Source organism: Pseudomonas sp. B37(2017) (assembly GCF_002112885.1).
Classification (GTDB): domain Bacteria; phylum Pseudomonadota; class Gammaproteobacteria; order Pseudomonadales; family Pseudomonadaceae; genus Aquipseudomonas; species Aquipseudomonas paraglycinae.
This window is the reverse complement of the sequence record NZ_NEIX01000001.1, coordinates 800,678-820,910: the sequence shown is the minus strand read 5'-3', so window position 1 is coordinate 820,910 and position 20,233 is coordinate 800,678. Positions and strand designations below refer to the sequence as shown.

Genomic DNA, 20,233 nt, shown 5'->3' with positions numbered 1-20,233 from the left:
TTCACTTGCATCGCCGTGACCGGTAAGCAAGGCTACGCGCCGGAGTGAAATTTCCTATGAACCAATTCGCTTTTACCCGCAAAGCGGCGGCGTATCTGTTGCCGATGCTGATGATGATTTCTGGAGAAACAACCATGGCAAGCAGCCTGAGACTCGAAGACCCATCGGTATTTGCCGGGCAGTGGCAAGCGACCCTGAGCGACCGCAACGACGCTCCAGAGGCCCAGGCTTTGCAGGACAAACCATCGAACACTTGCCTGATCGACCTTGAAGCCAACCAGACGCTGGGCAACGGTGCCGATTGCCTGAGCGCGTGGCTGCAAGACAGCGCCATCGGCTGGTTCCCCGATCCGGACGGTCTGTCGATCACCGGCAAGGAAGGCTCAAGAATCCAGTTTTTCAGCCGACAACGTGATGGGCTTTATCTGAGCACTTTGAAGTCGGGCCTGGTGATTACACTCAAGCGTGCTGTACAGCAACCTTGATGACCGAAACCGACTGACGGTTTAAATATAAAGCACCCCGTTACAGTTATAAGCCATAGCGCAATAACACGCAGGCCGGTGTTAATCGGCAAAGTTGTTATTGAAGTGTAAGCAAGTACTGGCGGTGTATGTCCCGCACTCAATGCGGACAATTAATTGAAGTCTCGCCAAGCAGGGCGGGAAATACCATTTCAGGAATAATCAATGAAGATGGCGAAGGCCCCAGCCACCGCTCCCTTATTCAAGGCATTGGGTGACTATAAAAGCATTCTGATCAGCGTCGGATGCTTTACCGCACTGATTAACGTGCTGATGCTGGTGCCCTCCATATATATGCTTCAGGTCTATGACCGGGTGCTGTCTTCGCAGAACGAAACTACCCTGGCGATGCTGTCGCTGATGGTCGTCGGTTTCTTCGCCTTCATTGGTCTGCTGGAAGTGGTGCGCAGCTTTATCGTGATCCGCATCGGCAGCCAGCTCGAGCGCCGTTTCAATCTGCGGGTCTATCAGGCGGCGTTCGAGCGCAACCTGTTCAAGGGCGAGGGCAACGCCGGGCAGTCCCTGGGCGACCTGACCCACATTCGCCAGTTCGTCACCGGGCCTGCGCTGTTCGCGTTCTTCGATGCGCCTTGGTTCCCGGTTTATCTGTTCGTGATTTACCTGTTCAACGTCTGGCTCGGCGTGCTCGCCACGGCGGGTGCGCTGCTGCTGATCGCGCTGGCGTGCCTGAACGAATACATGACCAAAAAGCCGCTGGGCGAAGCCGCCGGCTTCTCGCAGAAATCCAGCCAGTTGGCCACCAGCCACCTGCACAACGCCGAAACCATTCAAGCCATGGGCATGCTCGGCGCCTTGCGCAAACGTTGGTTCCAGGTGCATTCGCGCTTTCTCGGTCTGCAAAATCAGGCCAGCGACACCGGCGCGGTGATCAGCTCGCTGAGCAAGACCCTGCGCCTGTGCCTGCAATCGCTGGTGCTGGGCCTTGGCGCACTGTTGGTGATCAAGGGCGATATGACCGCCGGGATGATGATCGCCGGCTCCATCCTGATGGGCAGGGTGCTGAGCCCGATCGACCAGTTGATTGCCGTGTGGAAGCAGTGGAGCGGCGCGAAGCTGGCGTACCGCCGCCTCGATGCGCTGCTGCAAGCCTTCCCGCCGAGCGATGACGCCATGGCGCTGCCGGCGCCGAAAGGCCAGATCACCTTTGAACAAGTCAGCGCCGGCCCTCCGGGTCAACGTGCTGCGACCCTGCATATGGTCAACTTCAACCTGGCGGCCGGTGAAGTGCTCGGCGTGCTGGGTGCCTCCGGCTCCGGCAAATCGACTCTGGCGCGAGTGTTGGTCGGTGTATGGCCGGCCTTGGGCGGCACGGTGCGTCTGGACGGCGCCGACATTCACCGCTGGAACCGCGATCAGCTTGGCCCGTACATCGGCTATCTGCCTCAGGACATCGAGCTGTTCAGCGGCAGCATCGCCGAGAACATCGCTCGCTTCAGCGAGGCCGATCCGCAAAAGGTCGTGGCCGCCGCGCAACAGGCCGGCGTGCACGAACTGATCCTGCGCATGCCGCAAGGCTACGACACCCAACTGGGCGAGGACGGCAGCGGTTTGTCCGGCGGCCAGAAACAGCGCGTGGCACTGGCCCGTGCGTTGTACGGCAACCCGAGCCTGGTGGTGCTGGACGAGCCGAACTCCAACCTCGACACCGTCGGCGAAGCCGCGTTGTCCAGCGCGATCGTGCAGCTCAAGGCCCAGGGCACCACCGTGGTGCTGGTGACCCACCGCTCTTCGGTACTGGCCCAGGCCGACAAGCTGCTGGTGCTCAACGACGGTCGCCTGCAAGCGTTCGGCCCGAGCCACGATGTGCTCAAGGCACTGTCCGCCAACCAGCCCGGCAACCCGTCACAACAAAATGAAAAACCTGCGCAAGCACCGGCCGGGCTCAGCATGAGCCGACAGTATCAGCCGACGACAAGGAATTCGGGTGTATGAGCAGCGCGAGCATGAACACGCAAAACGAAGCAACCATGGAACACGCGTACATCACCGAACGCCCGGAGCGCGATGCGAAGTTCTTCGCCCGCATGGGCTGGATTCTGGCGCTGGTCGGTGCCGGCAGTTTCTTCACCTGGGCGGCATTGGCGCCGCTGGATCAAGGCATTCCGGTACAAGGCACCGTGGTGGTATCGGGCAAGCGCAAAGCCGTACAGTCGATGAGCAGCGGCGTGGTCAGCCGGATTCTGGTGCGCGAAGGCGAAATCGTGAAACAGGGCCAGCCGCTGTTCCGCCTCGACCAGACCCAGGTCGCCGCCGACGTGCAATCGCTGCAGGCGCAATACCGCATGGCCTGGGCCAGCCTGGCGCGCTGGCAGGCCGAGCGTGACAACCTCAAGCAAGTGACCTTCCCGGCAGAACTGAGCGACAACGCCGATCCGCGCCTGGCGCTGGTACTGGAAGGCCAGCGGCAATTGTTCAGCAGCCGCCGCGAAGCGTTCTCCCGCGAGCAGGCCGCGCTGCGCGCCAGCATCGAAGGCGCCACCGCGCAACTGGCAGGCATGCGCCGCGCCCGTACTGACCTGAACGCGCAAGCCGACTCGCTGCAACAACAGTTGAGCAACCTGCAACCGCTGGCCGACAACGGCTACATCCCGCGCAACCGCTTGATGGAATACCAGCGTCAGTTGTCGCAGGTTCAGCAGCAACTGGCCGAGAACACCGGCGAAAGTGGCCGGGTCGAGCAGGGCATCCTTGAATCCCGGCTGAAACTGCAACAGCACGGTGAGGAATACCAGAAGGAAGTCCGCACCCAGCTGGCCGACGCGCAACTGAAAAGCGTTACGCTGTCCGAGCAACTGACTTCCGCCGGTTTCGACCTGCAACACAGCGAAATCCTCGCCACCGCCGATGGCGTGGCGGTCAACCTCGGCGTGCACACCGAAGGCGCAGTGGTGCGTCAGGGCGAAACCCTGCTGGAAATCGTCCCGCAAGGCACGCGCCTGGAAGTTGAAGGTCACCTGCCGATCAACCTGATCGACAAGGTCGGCACCCACCTGCCGGTCGACATCCTGTTCACCGCGTTCAACCAGAGCAAGACCCCGCGGGTGCCTGGCGAAGTCAGCCTGATTTCCGCCGACCAGATGGTCGACGAGAAAACCGGCGTGCCGTACTACGTGTTGCGCAGCAGCGTCAGCGATCAGGCCATGGAAAAACTCAACGGTCTGGTGATCAAACCCGGCATGCCGGCGGAAATGTTCGTGCGCACTGGCGAACGTTCACTCCTCAACTACCTGTTCAAGCCGCTGCTCGACCGCGCCGGTTCCGCGTTGACCGAAGAATAAGGATGTTCCGCTGTATGAATAAGCTTTCCATGCTGGCGGCAGCGTTCGCGCTGCTCGCGGGCAACAGTGCAGTGGCGGCCATGGGGCCGTTCGAGATCTACGAACAGGCGTTGCGCAATGACCCGGTGTTCCTCGGTGCGATCAAGGAGCGCGACGCCGGCCTTGAAAACCGCGCCATCGGCCGCGCAGGCCTGTTGCCGAAACTGGGTTACAACTACAACAAGGGTCGCAACTCGTCGAAAGCCACTTCACTCGACTCCCGCGCCCGCAACAACACTGACGAGCGTAACTACAGCAGCTACGGCTCGAGCCTGACCCTGCAACAACCGTTGCTCGATTACGAAGCCTACGCGGCGTATCGCAAGGGCGTAGCCCAGTCGCTGTTTGCCGACGAAAACTTTCGCGGCAAGAGCCAGGAACTGCTGGTTCGCGTACTGGATAACTACACCAAGGCCTTGTTTGCCCAGGATCAGATCGACATTGCGCAGGCCAAGAAGAAGGCCTACGAACAGCAGTTCCAGCAGAACGAGCACATGTTCAAGCAGGGCGAGGGCACTCGCACCGACATCCTCGAAGCCGAGTCGCGTTACGAACTGGCGACCGCCGAGGAAATCGAGGCCCGCGACGAGCAGGACGCCGCGCTACGGGAGTTGGGCGCATTGGTAGGCGTGTCGGCGATGGACATCAGTGATCTGGCACCGCTGGATCAGAACTTCCAGACATTCGCCTTGATGCCGGCCAATTACGACACCTGGCACGAGCTGGCGGTCAGCAACAACCCGAACCTCGCGTCCCAGCGTCAGGCGGTGGAAGTGGCGCGTTATGAAGTCGAGCGCAATCGCGCCGGGCACCTGCCGAAAGTCAGCGCTTACGCCACGATGCGCCAGAACGAATCGGAAAGCGGCAACACCTACAACCAGCGTTACGAAACCAACACCATCGGTTTCGAAGTCAGCGTGCCGCTGTATGCCGGCGGCGGGGTGTCAGCCTCGACCCGTCAGGCCAGCCGCACCATGGAACAGGCCGAATATGAGCTGGACGGCAAGACCCGCGAGACGCTGATCGAATTGCGTCGCCAGTTCAGCGCCTGCCTGTCCGGAGTCAACAAGCTGCGCGCCTATCAAAAGGCCCTGGCCTCGGCCGAAGCGCTGGTGGTGTCGACCAAGCAAAGCATTCTCGGTGGGGAGCGAACCAACCTCGACGCACTGAACGCCGAACAACAACTATTTACCACCCGCCGTGATTTGGCTCAGGCACGCTATGACTACCTCATGGCCTGGACCAAATTGCATTACTACGCGGGCACCTTGAGCGAACAGGATCTGGCGCGAGTGGACGAGGCCTTCGGACAGGGCCCACGGACGCAATAACACCGTAGCTTCATCGCAAAAAGCTTCGACCCAAAACAACAAAAAGAGTGGTGAACATGGACGTACGCATCAAGCCGGTTTCGGTCGGCACCCTGCTGCTTGTGATTTCTGCAACCCAGGCTCAGGCCCAGTACCTCGAAGCCGGCAAACCCGGCGATCCCGCCAGTTGGCGCAGCGCCGAATTCCTGCGTGACTGGGGCCTGGGCCGAATGCAGGCCGATCAGGCCTACGCCGCCGGCATCACCGGCAAGGGCGTGAAGATCGGCGCGCTGGACTCCGGTTTCGACGCCGCCCATCCCGAGTTCGCCAGCGAGCGTTATCACCCGGTACTGGCCAGCGGCAGTTACATCAACGGCACGCTGTTCAATGTCAACGGCACCCTCAATCCGAACAACGATTCCCACGGCACCCACGTGGTCGGCACCATGGGCGCGTCCCGTGATGGCACCGGCATGCATGGCGTGGCGTACAACGCGCAGATCTACGTTGGCAACACCAACAAGAACGACAGTTTCCTGTTCGGACCAAACCCTGATCCGCGCTACTTCAAAGCGGTGTACGACGCCCTGGCCGACGCCGGTGTGCGGGCGATCAACAACAGTTGGGGCAGCCAGCCGCCGGATGTCAGCTATCGAACCCTCGCGGATCTGCACGCCGCTTACGCCCAGCACTGGAACAAAGGCACCTGGCTCGACGCAGCGGCGGACGTTTCCCGTCGTGGCGTGATCAACGTGTTCAGCGCCGGCAACAGCGGCTACCCGAATGCCAGCGTGCGTTCGGCGCTGCCGTACTTTCAGCCGGATCTGGAAGGCCACTGGCTGGCGGTTTCGGGACTCGATCAAAGCAATCAGCAGAAGTATAACCAGTGCGGCATCGCCAAATACTGGTGCATCACCACGCCGGGGGCGAAGATCGACAGCACCATTCCCGACGGCGGTTATGCGATCAAGTCCGGCACCTCGATGGCCGCGCCGCACGCCACCGGCGCACTGGCGCTGGTGATGGAACGCTACCCGTACATGAATAATCAGCAGGCGCTCGAAGTACTGCTGACCACCGCCACCCAACTCGACGGTTCTGTGACCGACGCACCGACCGAGCGAGTCGGCTGGGGCGTGGCCAACCTGTACCGGGCGATGCGCGGGCCGGGGCAATTGCTTGGTGCTTTCGACGCGAATCTGGCGGCCGGGCAAAGCGATGTCTGGAGCAATAACATCAGCGATAAAGCGCTGATCCAGCGCCAGAGCGAAGACCTCGCCGAACACAGCGCCTGGCAGCAAACCCTGCAAAGCAAAGGCTGGCAGAACGGCGTGCCGGCCGGCGCCAGCCAACAGGACCAGACCGATTACGCCGTGGGCATGGCCCGTGACGCAGCAGCTTCCGCTCGGGTTTATCAAGGCAGTCTGATCAAGGCCGGCGACGGTCGACTGATTCTGACCGGTGAAAACACTTATCGCGGGCCGACCACGGTCAATGGCGGTCTGCTGACGGTGAACGGATCGCTGACCTCGGCCGTGACCGTCAATGACGGCGGTACCCTCGGCGGCTCCGGACGAATCGGCGCGTTGACCGCCAACAGCGGCGGCCGCGTGGCTCCGGGCAATTCGATCGGTACGTTGAACGTCGCCGGTGACGTGACCTTCGCGCCGGGTTCGACCTACGCCGTGGAGTTGTCTCCCACCAGCAGCGACCGCATCGTTGCCGGCGGCACTGCGTCCATCAACGGCGCCACCGTGAGCCTGTCGCTGGAAAACAGCCCGACGCTGCTCAGCACCACCGAGGCCAGAAGCCTGCTCGGCCGGCAGTACGACATTCTGCAAGCGGCGGGTGGCATTCAGGGTCGGTTCGGTGCGGTGCTGCCGGATTATCTGTTCATCGGTGGCAGCCTGGCCTACAGCGGTAACGGCATCGGCTTGAATGTCGAGCGCAACGCGACTTCGTTCGCCAGCGTCGGCCAGACACCGAATCAGCGCTCCGTGGCCACTGCCGTCGAAGGACTGGGCGCGGGCAATTCCGTGTACGAAAGCCTGCTGTTGTCGGCCACCGCCAGTGATGCACAACAAGCCTTTCAACAGTTGAGCGGCGAAATCTACCCGGCCCTCGGTTCGGTGCTGATCAACGACAGCCGGCAACTGCGCGACGCCATCGGTTTACGCCTGCACGATGCGCAAGCCACGCAAAGCAACGGCTGGATCAAGGCCCTCGGCGCCTGGGGCAGCACCGATTCGCGCCACGACACCGCCGGTTACAGCACCTCCATTGGTGGGCTGCTGGCCGGTGTCGACGGAGCGCTGGACGAGCAGACCCGCATCGGTCTGGTCACCGGTTACAGCGACAGTTCGCTGAGCATGGGTTCAAGCACGCATTCCTCGGCCAAGGTCGACAGCTATCACCTCGGCGCCTACACCGGTCACGACATCGGCGCCTGGCGCCTGAGTACCGGCGCCGCTTACAGCTGGCATCGCGCCGATGTGAAACGCGACTTGCAGTACGGCAACGTCAGCGCCAAGCAGAAAGCCAAGGTCGATGCCGCCACCACCCAGGTATTCGGCGAAGCGGCTTATCGACTGAACCTGCAACCGCTGGCCCTGGAGCCGTTCGCCAACTTGGCCTACGTCCACCTCGACACCGACGGCTTCACCGAGAAGGGCGACGCGGCCGCGCTGAAAAGCGGCGACGACCAGCGCGACGCGGTGTTGAGCACCCTCGGTGTGCGGGCGATCAAGACCTTTGACCTGCCGTCCGCGCAGAAGCTGCAAGTGAGCGGGCATCTGGGCTGGCAGCACAGCCTGACCGACATCGAATCCGAACAGCATTTGCGTTTCGCCAGCGGCAGTGCGCCGTACACGGTCGAAAGCTCGCCACTGGTGCGCGACGCCGCGCTGGTCGGCGTGCAGGCCAGCCTGGCACTGACCCGCGACGTGCGGGTGAACCTCGATTACACCGGACAACTGGCCAGCCGCGAGAAGCAACACGGCGTGGGCCTGAGCCTGAACTGGCAGTTTTGATTGATCGCAACTGATCGTTCCCACGCTCCCGCGTGGGAATGCAGCCCGTGACGCTCCGCGTCACTGGACGCGGAGCGTCCCTAGAGGCATTCCCACGCAGAGCGTGGGAACGATCAACGGGGAAGGCGTGGGAACGATCAATTCAATAGACGGATTTTTCGCAACATCACTAAGGAAGGTCGCTGGATGAAAAACAACAACACCCCCGCGCAATCGGGTGGATGCTTTCGCCTGAAAACTCTCAACGTCGCCTTGCTCTGCGCGATGACCACCTGGGGCAGCGCACACGCCGCGCCCTACGTGGAAAGCGGTCGGGCAGGGGATCCGGGCAGTTGGCGCAGTGCCGAGTTCAAGGCCGACTGGGGCCTGGGCGCCATCGGCGCGGATTACGCCTACGCCGCCGGCTATACAGGCAAAGGCGTGAAACTGGGGATCTTCGACCAGCCGGTCTACGCCGCGCACCCGGAGTTCTCCGGGACCAACAAGGTCATCACCCTGGTCACCTCGGGGATCCGCGAATACACCGACCCGTACATCCCGGTCAAAGCCGGGGACGCGTTTCGTTATGACGGTTCGCCTTCGGTCGGCTCCGACGGCAAGCTCGGCGCCCACGGCACCCACGTTGGCGGTATCGCCGCCGGCAGCCGAGACGGCGGGCCGATGCACGGTGTGGCGTTCGGCGCGCAGATCATCAGTGCCGACAATGGCGACCCGGGCCCGGAAGACGGCATCGTGCGCGGCAACGACGGCGCGGTGTACAAGGCCGGCTGGGATGCGCTGATTGCCAGCGGCGCGCGGATCATCAACAACAGCTGGGGCATCGGCATCACCGACCGTTTTGACCTCGGCGGCCGTGACCCTGCGTACCCGCACTTCACCGTCAACGACGCGCAATTGCAGTTCAACGAAATCCGCACACTGCTGGGCACCAAACCCGGCGGCGCCTATGACGGCGCAATCGCCGCCGCGCGCAGCGGGATCGTGACGATTTTCGCGGCGGGCAACGACTACAACCTGAACAACCCGGACGCCATCGCCGGCCTCGGTTACTTCGTGCCGGACATCGCGCCGAACTGGATCACCGTCGCCGCATTGCAGAGAAACCCGGATCAGGCCAGCGCCAACCCGTACATCATGAGTGCGTTCTCTTCGCGCTGCGGCTACACCGCCAGTTTCTGCGTCTCGGCACCGGGCACGCAGATCTACAGCTCGATCATCGAAGGCACCAACGCCGACAACCTGACCACCGGCTACAAGAACTACAACGGCACCTCGATGGCCGCGCCCCACGTGGCCGGTTCCATCGCGGTGCTGATGGAGCGCTTCCCGTACATGTCCGGCGATCAGGTCGCCAGCGTGTTGCGCACCACGGCCACCGACCTCGGCGCACCGGGCATCGACGCCCTGTATGGCTGGGGCATGATCAACCTGCGCAAGGGCATCGACGGCCCGGCCATGTTCGTCACCGAGCAGGACATCCCCGAAGAATTCCGCATCCAGGGCGCCTACGGTTCCGGCCAGTTCGTGGCCGATCTGCCGGGCATCGGCGCGATTATCGATGCGGGCAAACCCACCGAGCGCGTGTGCAACGACATCACCTGCGGGCTCGACACCTGGCGCAACGACATCTCCGGCCATGGCGGTCTGACCAAACAAGGCATTGGCACCCTGGTGCTGACCGGCAACAACACCTACAGCGGCCCGACTCTGGTCAATCAGGGGCGACTGGCAATCAATGGCTCGCTGCAATCGGCGGTGACGGTCAATGACGGCGGCATCCTCGGCGGTAACGGCCGGATCGGTGCGCTGACCGCCAACAGTGGCGGCACCGTGGCGCCGGGCAATTCCATCGGCACCTTGAACGTGGCCGGTGACGTGACCTTCGCGCCAGGTTCGACCTATGCGGTGGAAGTGTCGCCGACCAGCAGCGACCGGATCGTCGCCGGTGGCAAAGCGGTGATAGAAGGCGCAACCGTAACCATGTCGCTGGAAAACAGCCCGACGCTGTTGACCACCGGCGAAGTGAAAAGCCTGCTCGGCACCCAGTTCAACATCTTGCAGGCAGCGGGTGGCATTGAAGGGCAGTTCGGACAAGTGTTGCCCGACTACGCGTTCCTCGGCGGTACCCTGGCGTACTCGGCAAGCGGTGTGCAACTGGACGTCGGTCGTAACGGCGCCTCGTTCGCCAGCATCGGCCTGACCCCGAACCAGCGCGCAGTCGGCGCTGCCGCCGAACGCCTCGGCGCCGGCAATGCGTTGTTCGAAACCCTGTTGCTGTCGCCGTCGGCGGCCGCTGCGCAGGATGCCTTCCAGCAACTGTCCGGCGAGATTCACCCGGCCATCGGCACGCTGCTGATCAACGACAGCCGCTACCTGCGCGATGCCGTGGGCGAACGTCTGCGCGAGCGTGACCTGTTCGATGCCGGCGCGCCGACCGATGACCGCAGCAACGCCTGGCTCAAAGTGCTGGGCGCTTGGGGCAAGAGCGATGGCGGGTCGAAATACGCCGATTCCACCAGCTCCATCGGCGGCCTGCTGGCCGGTGTCGACGGTTTGATCGCTGAAGATACCCGTCTGGGTTTCGTTACTGGTTATAGCGACAGCTCGTTGAGCATGGGCGAGGGTACACATTCGTCCGCCTCGGTCGATAGCTATCACCTGGGCGCGTACCTGGGGCATCAGATCGATGCACTGCGTCTGACCGCCGGTGCGGCTTACAGCTGGCATCGCATCGACGTCAAACGCGACCTGCAGTTCGGCGGCGTCAGCGGCAAACAGAAAACCAAGCGCGATGCGACTACCGCGCAACTGTTCACCGAAGCGGCCTACGACCTGGGCCTGCAACCGATGAACCTGGAGCCGTTCGCCAATCTGGCCTACGTGCACCTCAACAGCGACAGCTTCACCGAGAAGGGTGATGCCGCCGCACTGAAGGGCGGTGAAGACAACCGCGATGTGGTGTTGTCGACCCTCGGTGTGCGGGCCAAACGCACGTTTGCCCTGTCGGAGAAACACCAGCTGGAACTGGGCGCAAGCCTGGGCTGGCAGCACAATCTGAGCAGCGTGGATTCCGACAGTCACTTGGCCTTCGTCAATGGCAACAGTGCGTTCACCGTGCAAAGTGTGTCGATGGATCGAGATGCAGCGGTAGTCGGCGTGCGCGCCGGGCTGGCGCTCAATCGCGATGTCCGGGTCAACCTGGACTATAACGGGCTGATCGGCTCCAACGAAAAGGACCACGGTGTGGGCCTGACGCTGGACTGGCAGTTCTAAGAGGTAGCGGCAGTTCTTTCGAGAACTGCCGTTTTTGAAAGGAAGAGAGAGCACAACATGGGATTGTTCGATTACAAAAATGCCGACGGCAAAGCGCTGTACAGCGACGCCATCGCCCTGACGCTGTATGCCTATACGCCGACCGGGCAGGCTTTGCCCGGCACTGGCTGGAAGCCGATCGGCGCCACCGCGCTGGGCTATCAGGGCAAGGTCGGGGCGCAGGGCACGTTCTTCGGCGAGAAGGACGGTTTCACCAGCGCCGAAGCCGAAGTGCTCGGCAAGTACGACGCCGCAGGCAAGCTGATCGGCATCGGCGTGGCCTTCCGGGGCACCGGCGGGCTGGGTTACAGCGACACCTTCGGCGACATGAAAAACAATCTGCTGGCCGCCATCGGCCCGACGGATTACGCCACCCAGTACGCGAAAAATGCTTTCGACAACCTGCTCAAATCGGTGGCGGCTTTCGCCATCGCCCACGGCATCGCGGCCAAGGACGTAATGATCAGCGGCCACAGCCTCGGCGGCCTCGGGGTCAACAGCGTGGCGGAGTTGAGCGCGAGCAACTGGGGCGGGTTCTTCAAGGACGCCAACTACATTTCGTTCGCCTCGCCGACCCAGAGCAGCACCGGCACCAACGTGCTGAACATCGGCTACGAGAACGACCCGGTGTTCCGCGTGCTCGACGGCACCACGTTCAGTACCGCGTCGATGGGCAAGCACGACAAGCCGCACGACTCGACCACCGACAACATCGTCAACTTCAACGACAACTACGCGTCCACCGCGCAGAACCTGGTGCCATTCAGCATCGCCAATCCGCTGAACTGGTCGGCCCACAGCTCGCTGGGGTATGCCGACGGACTGAACCGGGTGATCGCGTCGAAGTTCTACGGCCTGACGCACAAGGATTCGACGATCATCGTCTCCAACCTTGAGGAAGCGTCGCGGGGCAAGACCTGGGTCGAGGATCTGGGCCGCAGCGGCGAGCCGCACACCGGCAGCACGTTCATCATCGGCACCGACAGCGGTGACTGGCTCAAGGGCGGGGCGGGCAACGACTTCCTCGAAGGCCTGGGCGGCGATGACCGTTTCCGTGACGACGGCGGCTTCAACATCCTGCTCGGTGGCCAGGGCCACAACACCTTCGAGCTGCAAAAGCCGTTGCAGAACTTCAGCTTCGCCAACGACGGCGACGGCACGCTTTACGTGCGTGACGCCTACGGCGGCATCAGCATGACCCGGGACATCGGCGCGCTGGTGAGCAAGGAGTCGGGTTCGTGGTGGGGCAGCAAGGAAATCACCTGGACCGTCACCGCCAAAGGCCTGGCCAACGGTGCCGAACTGACCCAGTACAACCATTCGCTCAGCGGCGGCGCCATGGGCGACACCCTCAAAGCCACCGCTGACGGCGACTGGCTGTTCGGCCTGGGCGGCAACGACCACCTGCAAAGCGACAAGGCCCACGTGACCTTCGTCGGCGGCGCCGGCAACGACGTGATGAGCGCGGTGGGTGGCAACAACACCTTCCTGTTCAGCGGCGCCTTCGGCTTCGACGCGATCAATGGCTACCAGGGCAGCGACAAACTGGTGTTCATGGGCGTCGAAGGCGCAGGGCAGGGCTACGACTACAAGCAACACGCGTCGCAGTCCGGAAGCGATACCGTGCTGAAGATTGGCGACTTTGCCGTGACGCTGATCGGGGTGGGTGTGGCTAACCTGTCGGATTCGAGTTTCGTCTTCGCCTGACAAACGAAAGTTGTACTGAAATGCTCCGGGGCGCCTCGGGAGGGGCGTTCTGGTTGTGAGCTATCTCTGAACAATTCCAACAAAGAGAGAGGCAACAGCAATGGGTGTGTATGACTACAAGAATTTCGGTACTGCGGAATCCAAGGCGCTGTTCAGCGACGCCATGGCCATTACGCTGTATTCCTACCACAACCTCGATAACGGCTTCGCCGTTGGTTATCAGCACAACGGCTTCGGCCTCGGCCTGCCGGCCACGCTGGTGACCGCGCTGATCGGCGGCACGGATTCCCAAGGGGTGATTCCCGGCATTCCGTGGAACCCCGATTCGGAAAAAGCCGCACTCGACGCGGTGCAAAAAGCCGGCTGGACCCCGATCACCGCCTCGCAACTGGGTTACGAGGGCAAGACCGATGCGCGCGGCACCTTCTTCGGCGAAAAGGCCGGCTACACCAGCGCCCAAGTGGAAATCCTCGGCAAATACGACGCTCAGGGCCATCTGACGGAAATCGGCATCGCCTTTCGCGGCACCAGCGGCCCACGGGAAATCCTGATCGGCGATTCCATCGGTGACGTGATCAACGACTTGCTCGCTGCATTCGGGCCCAAGGATTACGCCAAGAACTACGTCGGCGAAGCCTTCGGCAACCTGATGAACGATGTGGTGGCGTTTGCCAAGGCCAACGGCCTGACCGGCAAGGACGTGCTGGTCAGCGGTCATAGCCTCGGCGGGCTGGCGGTCAACAGCATGGCGGACTTGAGCACCAGCAAATGGGGCGGGTTCTTCCAGGACTCCAACTACATCGCCTACGCCTCGCCAACCCAGAGCAGCACCGACAAGGTGCTCAACGTCGGCTACGAAAACGATCCGGTGTTCCGCGCCCTCGACGGCTCGACCTTCACCGGCGCCTCGCTCGGCGTACACGACGCGCCCAAGGAGTCGGCGACCGACAACATCGTCAGTTTCAACGACCACTACGCCTCGGCGGCGTGGAACGTGCTGCCGTTCTCGATCGTCAACATTCCGACCTGGATCTCGCACCTGCCGACCGCCTACGGCGACGGCATGAACCGGGTGATCGAGTCGAAGTTCTACGACCTGACCAGCAAGGACTCGACGATCATCGTCGCCAACCTGTCGGATCCGGCGCGGGCCAACACCTGGGTGCAGGATCTGAACCGCAACGCCGAAACCCACAAGGGCAGCACCTTTATCATCGGCAGCGACGCCAATGACCTGATCCAGGGCGGCAGCGGCAACGATTATCTGGAGGGCCGCGCCGGTAACGACACGTTCCGCGACGGTGGGGGCTACAACATCCTGCTCGGCGGCTCGGGCAACAACACCCTGGAGTTGCAGAAGTCGGTCAATAGCTTCGACTTCGCCAATGACGGCGCCGGCAACCTGTACATCCGCGATGCAAACGGCGGAATCAGCATCACCCGTGACATCGGCAGCATCGTCACCAAGGAGCCGGGTTTCCTCTGGGGCCTGTTCAAGGACGACGTGACCCACAGCGTCACAGCGACCGGTCTGAAGGTCGGCAACAACGTCACCCAGTACGAATCGAGCGTGAAGGGCACCGGCGGCGCCGACACCCTCAAGGCCAAGGCCAGCGGTGACTGGCTGTTCGGTCTGGACGGCAACGACCATCTGATCGGCGGGACGGGCAACGACGTGTTCGTCGGCGGCGCCGGCAATGATCTGATGGAGTCGGGCGGCGGGGCGGATACCTTCCTGTTCAGCGGCGCGTTCGGCCAGGATCGCGTGGTGGGTTACACCGCCAACGACAAACTGGTGTTCCTCGGCGTGCAGGGCGTATTGCCCAACGACGACTTCCGCGCCCATGCCACGGCGGTGGGGCAGGATACGGTGCTGAAATTCGGCGCTGATTCGGTAACGCTGGTCGGGGTTGCGTTGAACAGCCTGAGTGCCGACGGGATTGTGATCGCCTGACGTTTGGGGCGCCTGCAAGGGCGCCATCGCGAGCAGGCTCGCTCCCACAAAAGGCCGGTACTCGGTCAAGTGTGGGAGCGAGCCTGCTCGCGATTGAACGATAACGCGGTATTGAAAGTGACTCACCAGCCATTCCCTGACTCCAATCCCTGCACCAACAGGAAATGCGGCCTAAAGCCATGACGGCAACGTTCGTCATCTAAGGGTCGCCAACGAGTACAGGAGATTCACACGTGAAAGGTTTCAAGAGGTTTTTCGGTATCGCGGGACTGGCGCTGCTGTCGGCCAATGCCTGGGCTGATCTGCCTCACAGCTCGATTCTGAGCCGCTATGGCGTCACCACCGATCAACTGCCAAAACCGGCCGAAAGTGATGACGTCAAACCCGTCGAAGAGAAAAGCCGCTTTCATATCCAGCCCGAACAACCGTTCGTGACCGTTCGCATCGGCGAAAACAATGAGCCGGAGATGACCGGCAACCTGAGCATCGATCGCATGGCGCAGCAGGAGCGTCAGCGCTGCCAGCGCTTGCAGGAAGAAATGGTCCGGCGCGGCGAGCGCGCGCTGAACTGCGACGGCTCCCTCCCGGGCATGGCATTACCCCGCTGATCAATGCAAAAAAGGCTGCGCTCCTACAGGAACGCAGCCTTTTTTGATGGGGTAACCGTCAGTCTTCCTTGCGCACCGTGGCCACTTCGTCGGCACGTACGCGGACTTTGGCGCCGGAAATATCCTTGAACTCGTAGAAGCCGTCCTCGTTTTTGGTATCGGGCATGTCCTCGGTCAGGTACTGGGTGCCGTTCTGCAGGGTGACCACCGTCGGGGTCGAGCAACCGGCCAGGGTCAGCAGGGCTGCAACAGCCAACGGAATCCCGAGAGTCTTGATTTTCATAAGCAGCGTTCCTGTTCATTTCGACCATTGTCGGCCTCTAACGCGGTTGGTGCCATTACGCCGGGAAAAGTTCGATGGCCACCTGAAAAAATCCGCAATGAAGGTGCCATTGATCTTTTTCCGTTTGCGCCCGCCGGGTCAGGCTGGTATCTGTACGCATAACCAGTACTCGCTTGCCATGGCCCCGAAATCACCGTGACTGCCAATCCCCTCGACGATCCGTTCTATTACCTCAACAACTTCCGCCAGGTGCTTGATTGGCTTGAGCTTCGTTACGCCGATGTAATGAGCGAAGCGGAGCACGCCTTCATCCGCGACTTCAAGGCACTGCCGCGCGGATCCCAGGGATTGCTGGTGCGGATGGTGATGCGCAAGGGTGTGCATTTTCGTGCCGGCAAGCTGAATTATCCGGAAATCGGCGACATCGCCGAGGCGGCGCAACCGCTGCTGGCGCAGGGCTGGCTCGATGAACAGGCGCCGTTGTCGATGGCGGAACTGTTCGAGGTGCTGCTCAAGGCCGAGATCCTGCAAGCCTTCGGCCCGGCTATCGATCAGCCTAAAGGCAAGAAGGTCGACTGGTTGCCGCAGCTACACGAACAATTCCCCGAGTCCCGCAGTTTCCTGCAATGGTGCCCAACGCTGGCGGATCGGCTGTTCAGCCTGACACTGATGGACCTGTGCGACCGTTTTCGCCTGATGTTCTTCGGCAACCTCTATCAGGACTGGTCGGAATTTGTGCTCGCCGACCTCGGTATCTTCACTTATGAAAAAGTCGAATTCAGCGCTGATTCCCGGGGCTTGCGCAGCCGTGCCGACGTCGATGCCTGCCTGTTTCTGCACGACTGCCAGCTGTATTTCGAAGCCGGTGAGCCGTTGGAGCCGATCGTCGAGCAGGTCGCGGCGCTGCATTTCGACAACCCGTGGCTGCAACGCCGGCGCGGCAAGCTGTTGTTCCAGATCGGCCAATACTGCGAGCGCATCGGCGAATTCGCTCTGGCGCTGAAGATCTATCGCGAATGCGCCTATCCCGGCGCCCGATTGCGGATGATCCGCGTGCTGGAGCGCAGCACCGAATATGCGTTGGCTCTGGAACTGGCAGTCATTGCCGAGCAGGCGCCGGAAACCGCCACCGAACAGCAGGGCCTGCAACGGGTTTTGCCGCGCCTGCGGCGCAAGCTCGGCGGGCCACCCATCAAGCGCACGGCACCCGGCCTGGTGGAGCGGCTGGACCTGCACCTGCCGCGTCTCGATCCGGCGTTGTCGGTGGAATATCACGTTCAGGCGCACCTGCATGAAGAAACAGGGCCGGTGCATTACGTGGAAAACAGCCTGATCAATTCACTGTTCGGCCTGCTGTGCTGGCCGGCGATCTTCGCGCCATTGCCGGGCGCATTCTTTCACCCGTTCCAACGCGGGCCGGTGGATCTGCTCAACGAAGACTTCCAGCCCCGACGCGCCGAGCTGTTTCAGGCCTGTCTCGCCGAACTCGACGATGGTCGCTATGCCGACACCATTCGCGCGCGGTTCGCCGCCAAATGGGGCGTGCAGTCGCCGTTCGTGTTCTGGGGCGCACTCAATGAAGATCTGTTGGAACAGGCGCTGGCGTGTCTGCCGGCCGAACACCTCAAGCACTGGTTCAGCCGTCTGCTGGTGGACATCAAGGCCAATCGTGCCGGCATGCCCGACCTGATCCAGTTCTGGCCGCAGCACAAGACCTACCGGATGATCGAAGTCAAAGGCCCGGGCGATCGCTTGCAGGACAACCAACTGCGCTGGCTGGAGTTCTGCAACACGCACCGGATGCCGGTCGCCGTGTGTTACGTGCAATGGGCGGAGCAGGGCGCTTGAGCTACAGCATCGCGGTGCGGGCGTTGTGCGAGTTCACCGCGAAAACCGGTGACCTCGACTTGCGCTTCACTCCGTCACCGACCGCGCTGGAGGGGATTGCCGGGCATCGCACCGTGGCGTCCCGGCGCAACGACGCGTACCAGAGCGAAGTGGCGCTAGAGGGCGCATTCGGGTCGTTGAAGGTCAGGGGCAGGGCGGACGGCTATGACGCGGCGCAGAACTGCCTGGAAGAAGTCAAAACCTACCGCGGCGATTTGAGCAAGCAACCGGCCAATCACCGTTCGCTGCATTGGGCCCAGGCGAAAATCTACGGCTGGTTGATGTGCTGTCGATTGCAGCTTGAGCAGATCAATCTGGCGCTGGTGTATTTCGACATCGTCACGGAAAAGGAAACCTGTCTGGTCGAGGCGTTCAGCGCCGAAGCGCTGCGGCAGTTCTTCGAACAACAGTGCGGTCTGTTCCTTGCGTGGGCCGAACAGGAAATGGCCCACCGCGACGCGCGCAACCGGGCGGCGCAGCAACTGGGGTTTCCTCATGCTGCGTTTCGCCCCGGCCAGCGTCACCTCGCCGAATCGGTGTTCAAGGCCGTCAGCACCGGCCGCTGCCTGATGGCCCAGGCCCCGACCGGGATCGGCAAGACCCTCGGCACCCTGTTTCCGATGCTCAAGGCGCTGGCGCCGCAGCAACTGGACAAGGTCTACTTCCTCACCGCCAAGACACCCGGACGCAAACTGGCGCTGGATGCGGCGCAAGTGCTGTTCGATCACAGCGAAACCTTGCCCCTGCGGGTGCTGGAAATGGTCGCCCGGGACAAGGCCTGCGAGCACCCGGACAAGGCCTGTCACGGCGAGTCCTGCCCTTTGGCCCAGGGCTTTTACGACCGCTTGCCCGCTGCCCGCGAAGCCGCCAGCCAATTGCGTCTGCTGGATCAGGCCGCGCTGCGCGACGTCGCGACGCAGCACGGGGTATGTCCGTACTACCTGAGCCAGGAAATGGCCCGCTGGGCCGACGTGGTGGTGGCGGACTACAACTATTACTTCGATTTCAGTGCGCTGCTGTTCGGTCTGGCCCAGTTCAATCAATGGAACGTGGCGGTGCTGGTGGACGAGTCGCATAACCTGGTCGAGCGCGGGCGGCAGATGTACAGCGCCACCCTCGATCAGGCGACACTGGGCAGCGTGCGCAAAACCGCCCCCGAGGCGTTGAAGAAATCGTTGCAACGGGTCAACCGCGAATGGAACGCCCTGCACAATGACCAGTTGGCGCCGTATCAGGCCTACGACAAGGCGCCGGAAAAACTGTTGCAGGCGCTTTCATCCTGCACGGCGAGCATTGGCGACTACCTCAACGATCACCCGCAAGGGCTCGACAGCGCGTTACAGAACTTCTATTTCGAAATGCTGCAATTCGGCCGCGTGGCGGAACTGTTCGACGCGCATTACCTGTTCGACATCAGCAAACGCGACCTCGAACGCAAACGCCCGCTGTCACAACTGTGCCTGCGCAACGTGGTGCCGGCGGCGTTCGTCGGCCCGCGTCTGAAGGCGGCGCGCAGCAGCGTGCTGTTTTCCGCAACCCTCAGCCCGCGCCACTATTACGCGGATTTGCTTGGCACGCCGGCCGACACGGTCTGGATCGATGTCGAGTCGCCGTTCAGCGCCGAACAATTGCAGGTGCAGATCGTCAGCCGGATTTCCACGCGTTTCACGCACCGTCAGGCATCGCTGGAGCCGATTGTCGAGCTGATCGCCCGCCAGTTCAGCGAACGTCCGGGCAACTACCTGGCGTTCTTCAGCAGTTTCGATTACCTGCAACAGGTCGCGCAGTTGCTGGCCGAGCGGCACCCGCACATCACCCGCTGGCAGCAATCCCGGGGCATGACCGAAGGGGCGCGCCAGGAATTTCTCGATCAATTCACCGCCGACAGCCAGGGCGTCGGTTTTGCCGTGCTCGGCGGCGCGTTCGGCGAAGGCATCGACCTGCCCGGCGCGCGGCTGATCGGCGCGTTCATCGCCACCCTCGGGCTGGCACAGCTCAACCCGGTCAATGAACAGATGAAGCGGCGCATGGCCGCGATCTTTGGTGCCGGTTACGACTACACCTACCTGTTCCCCGGCGTGCAGAAAGTGGTACAGGCCGCCGGACGGGTGATCCGCACCCAGCAGGATCGCGGCGTGGTGATGCTGATCGATGATCGCTTTGCCGAAAGCCGGATCCAGCAATTGTTGCCGCGCTGGTGGCAACTTGGTCTCACAGAAGCAGCTTTCCAATCCGCCGGTTTGACGCATACTCCAGTGATTGAAAAACTGTTTTGAGCCAA

Annotated in this window: 12 protein-coding genes; 11 read left to right on the top strand and 1 reads right to left on the bottom strand. The window is 62.2% G+C overall.

All coding sequences use genetic code 11. From position 1 onward, the window contains the following. Window positions 1-56: 56 nt before the first annotated feature. The 9 genes from CAF90_RS03730 (at window position 57) to CAF90_RS03690 (ending at window position 15,782) form a co-directional block, all read left to right on the top strand. Window positions 57-485, top strand: a complete 429-nt coding sequence (locus tag CAF90_RS03730; RefSeq protein ID WP_007954588.1) for an AprI/Inh family metalloprotease inhibitor — start codon at window positions 57-59, stop codon at window positions 483-485. 204 nt (window positions 486-689) lie between these two features. After that, complete coding sequence (locus tag CAF90_RS03725) at window positions 690-2,477, top strand: type I secretion system permease/ATPase (protein WP_085603752.1); 1,788 nt, start codon at window positions 690-692, stop codon at window positions 2,475-2,477. Further along, window positions 2,474-3,823 (top strand): HlyD family type I secretion periplasmic adaptor subunit, encoded by a 1,350-nt coding sequence (locus CAF90_RS03720; RefSeq protein WP_085603749.1) that lies wholly within the window; start codon window positions 2,474-2,476, stop codon window positions 3,821-3,823. The genes CAF90_RS03725 and CAF90_RS03720 overlap by 4 nt, the downstream gene beginning before the upstream one ends. Before the next feature lie 2 nt (window positions 3,824-3,825). Then, on the top strand, window positions 3,826-5,193 hold the full coding sequence (locus CAF90_RS03715) for a TolC family outer membrane protein (RefSeq protein WP_085603746.1): 1,368 nt from the start codon (window positions 3,826-3,828) through the stop codon (window positions 5,191-5,193). Between the two features lie 56 nt (window positions 5,194-5,249). Next, a complete protein-coding gene (locus tag CAF90_RS03710) occupies window positions 5,250-8,201 on the top strand; it encodes an autotransporter serine protease (RefSeq protein WP_085603743.1) in 2,952 nt (983 codons plus the stop codon). Between the two features lie 186 nt (window positions 8,202-8,387). Beyond that, on the top strand, window positions 8,388-11,474 hold the full coding sequence (locus tag CAF90_RS03705; protein ID WP_085603740.1) for an autotransporter serine protease: 3,087 nt from the start codon (window positions 8,388-8,390) through the stop codon (window positions 11,472-11,474). A gap of 57 nt (window positions 11,475-11,531) precedes the next feature. Beyond that, window positions 11,532-13,220 carry a polyurethanase gene (locus CAF90_RS03700; RefSeq protein WP_085603737.1) on the top strand — a complete coding sequence of 563 codons (1,689 nt, stop codon included), beginning with the start codon at window positions 11,532-11,534 and terminating at the stop codon, window positions 13,218-13,220. Window positions 13,221-13,320: 100 nt separating this feature from the next. Continuing rightward, window positions 13,321-15,174 (top strand): polyurethanase, encoded by a 1,854-nt coding sequence (locus CAF90_RS03695; RefSeq protein ID WP_085603734.1) that lies wholly within the window; start codon window positions 13,321-13,323, stop codon window positions 15,172-15,174. A 233-nt stretch (window positions 15,175-15,407) separates the two neighbouring features. Further along, the gene (locus CAF90_RS03690) at window positions 15,408-15,782 is read left to right on the top strand and encodes a hypothetical protein (protein WP_085603731.1); all 375 of its coding nucleotides are present in this window, start codon (window positions 15,408-15,410) and stop codon (window positions 15,780-15,782) included. A 58-nt stretch (window positions 15,783-15,840) separates the two neighbouring features. On the opposite strand, the gene CAF90_RS03685 is transcribed toward CAF90_RS03690, so the two are convergent. Next, window positions 15,841-16,065, bottom strand: a complete 225-nt coding sequence (locus CAF90_RS03685; protein WP_011334101.1) for a YgdI/YgdR family lipoprotein — start codon at window positions 16,063-16,065, stop codon at window positions 15,841-15,843. Between the two features lie 195 nt (window positions 16,066-16,260). Between CAF90_RS03685 and CAF90_RS03680 the strand changes: the two genes are divergently transcribed. Continuing rightward, window positions 16,261-17,913, top strand: coding sequence for a VRR-NUC domain-containing protein (locus CAF90_RS03680; RefSeq protein WP_085603728.1), 1,653 nt, complete (start codon window positions 16,261-16,263; stop codon window positions 17,911-17,913). After that, window positions 17,910-20,228: an ATP-dependent DNA helicase gene (locus CAF90_RS03675; protein WP_085603725.1), complete on the top strand. Its 2,319-nt coding sequence runs from the start codon at window positions 17,910-17,912 to the stop codon at window positions 20,226-20,228. The genes CAF90_RS03680 and CAF90_RS03675 overlap by 4 nt, the downstream gene beginning before the upstream one ends. The last annotated feature ends 5 nt before the right edge of the window (window positions 20,229-20,233 follow it).

Excerpts from the sequence above, each read along its gene's own strand:
- CAF90_RS03725 (WP_085603752.1), top strand. The coding sequence starts at position 690 with ATGAAGATGGCGAAGGCCCCAGCCACCGCTCCCTTATTCAAGGCATTG.
- CAF90_RS03730 (WP_007954588.1), top strand. The coding sequence starts at position 57 with ATGAACCAATTCGCTTTTACCCGCAAAGCGGCGGCGTATCTGTTGCCG.
- CAF90_RS03685 (WP_011334101.1), bottom strand. The coding sequence starts at position 16,065 with ATGAAAATCAAGACTCTCGGGATTCCGTTGGCTGTTGCAGCCCTGCTG.
- CAF90_RS03705 (WP_085603740.1), top strand. The coding sequence starts at position 8,388 with ATGAAAAACAACAACACCCCCGCGCAATCGGGTGGATGCTTTCGCCTG.
- CAF90_RS03715 (WP_085603746.1), top strand. The coding sequence starts at position 3,826 with ATGTTCCGCTGTATGAATAAGCTTTCCATGCTGGCGGCAGCGTTCGCG.
- CAF90_RS03700 (WP_085603737.1), top strand. The coding sequence starts at position 11,532 with ATGGGATTGTTCGATTACAAAAATGCCGACGGCAAAGCGCTGTACAGC.
- CAF90_RS03720 (WP_085603749.1), top strand. The coding sequence starts at position 2,474 with ATGAGCAGCGCGAGCATGAACACGCAAAACGAAGCAACCATGGAACAC.
- CAF90_RS03710 (WP_085603743.1), top strand. The coding sequence starts at position 5,250 with ATGGACGTACGCATCAAGCCGGTTTCGGTCGGCACCCTGCTGCTTGTG.
- CAF90_RS03695 (WP_085603734.1), top strand. The coding sequence starts at position 13,321 with ATGGGTGTGTATGACTACAAGAATTTCGGTACTGCGGAATCCAAGGCG.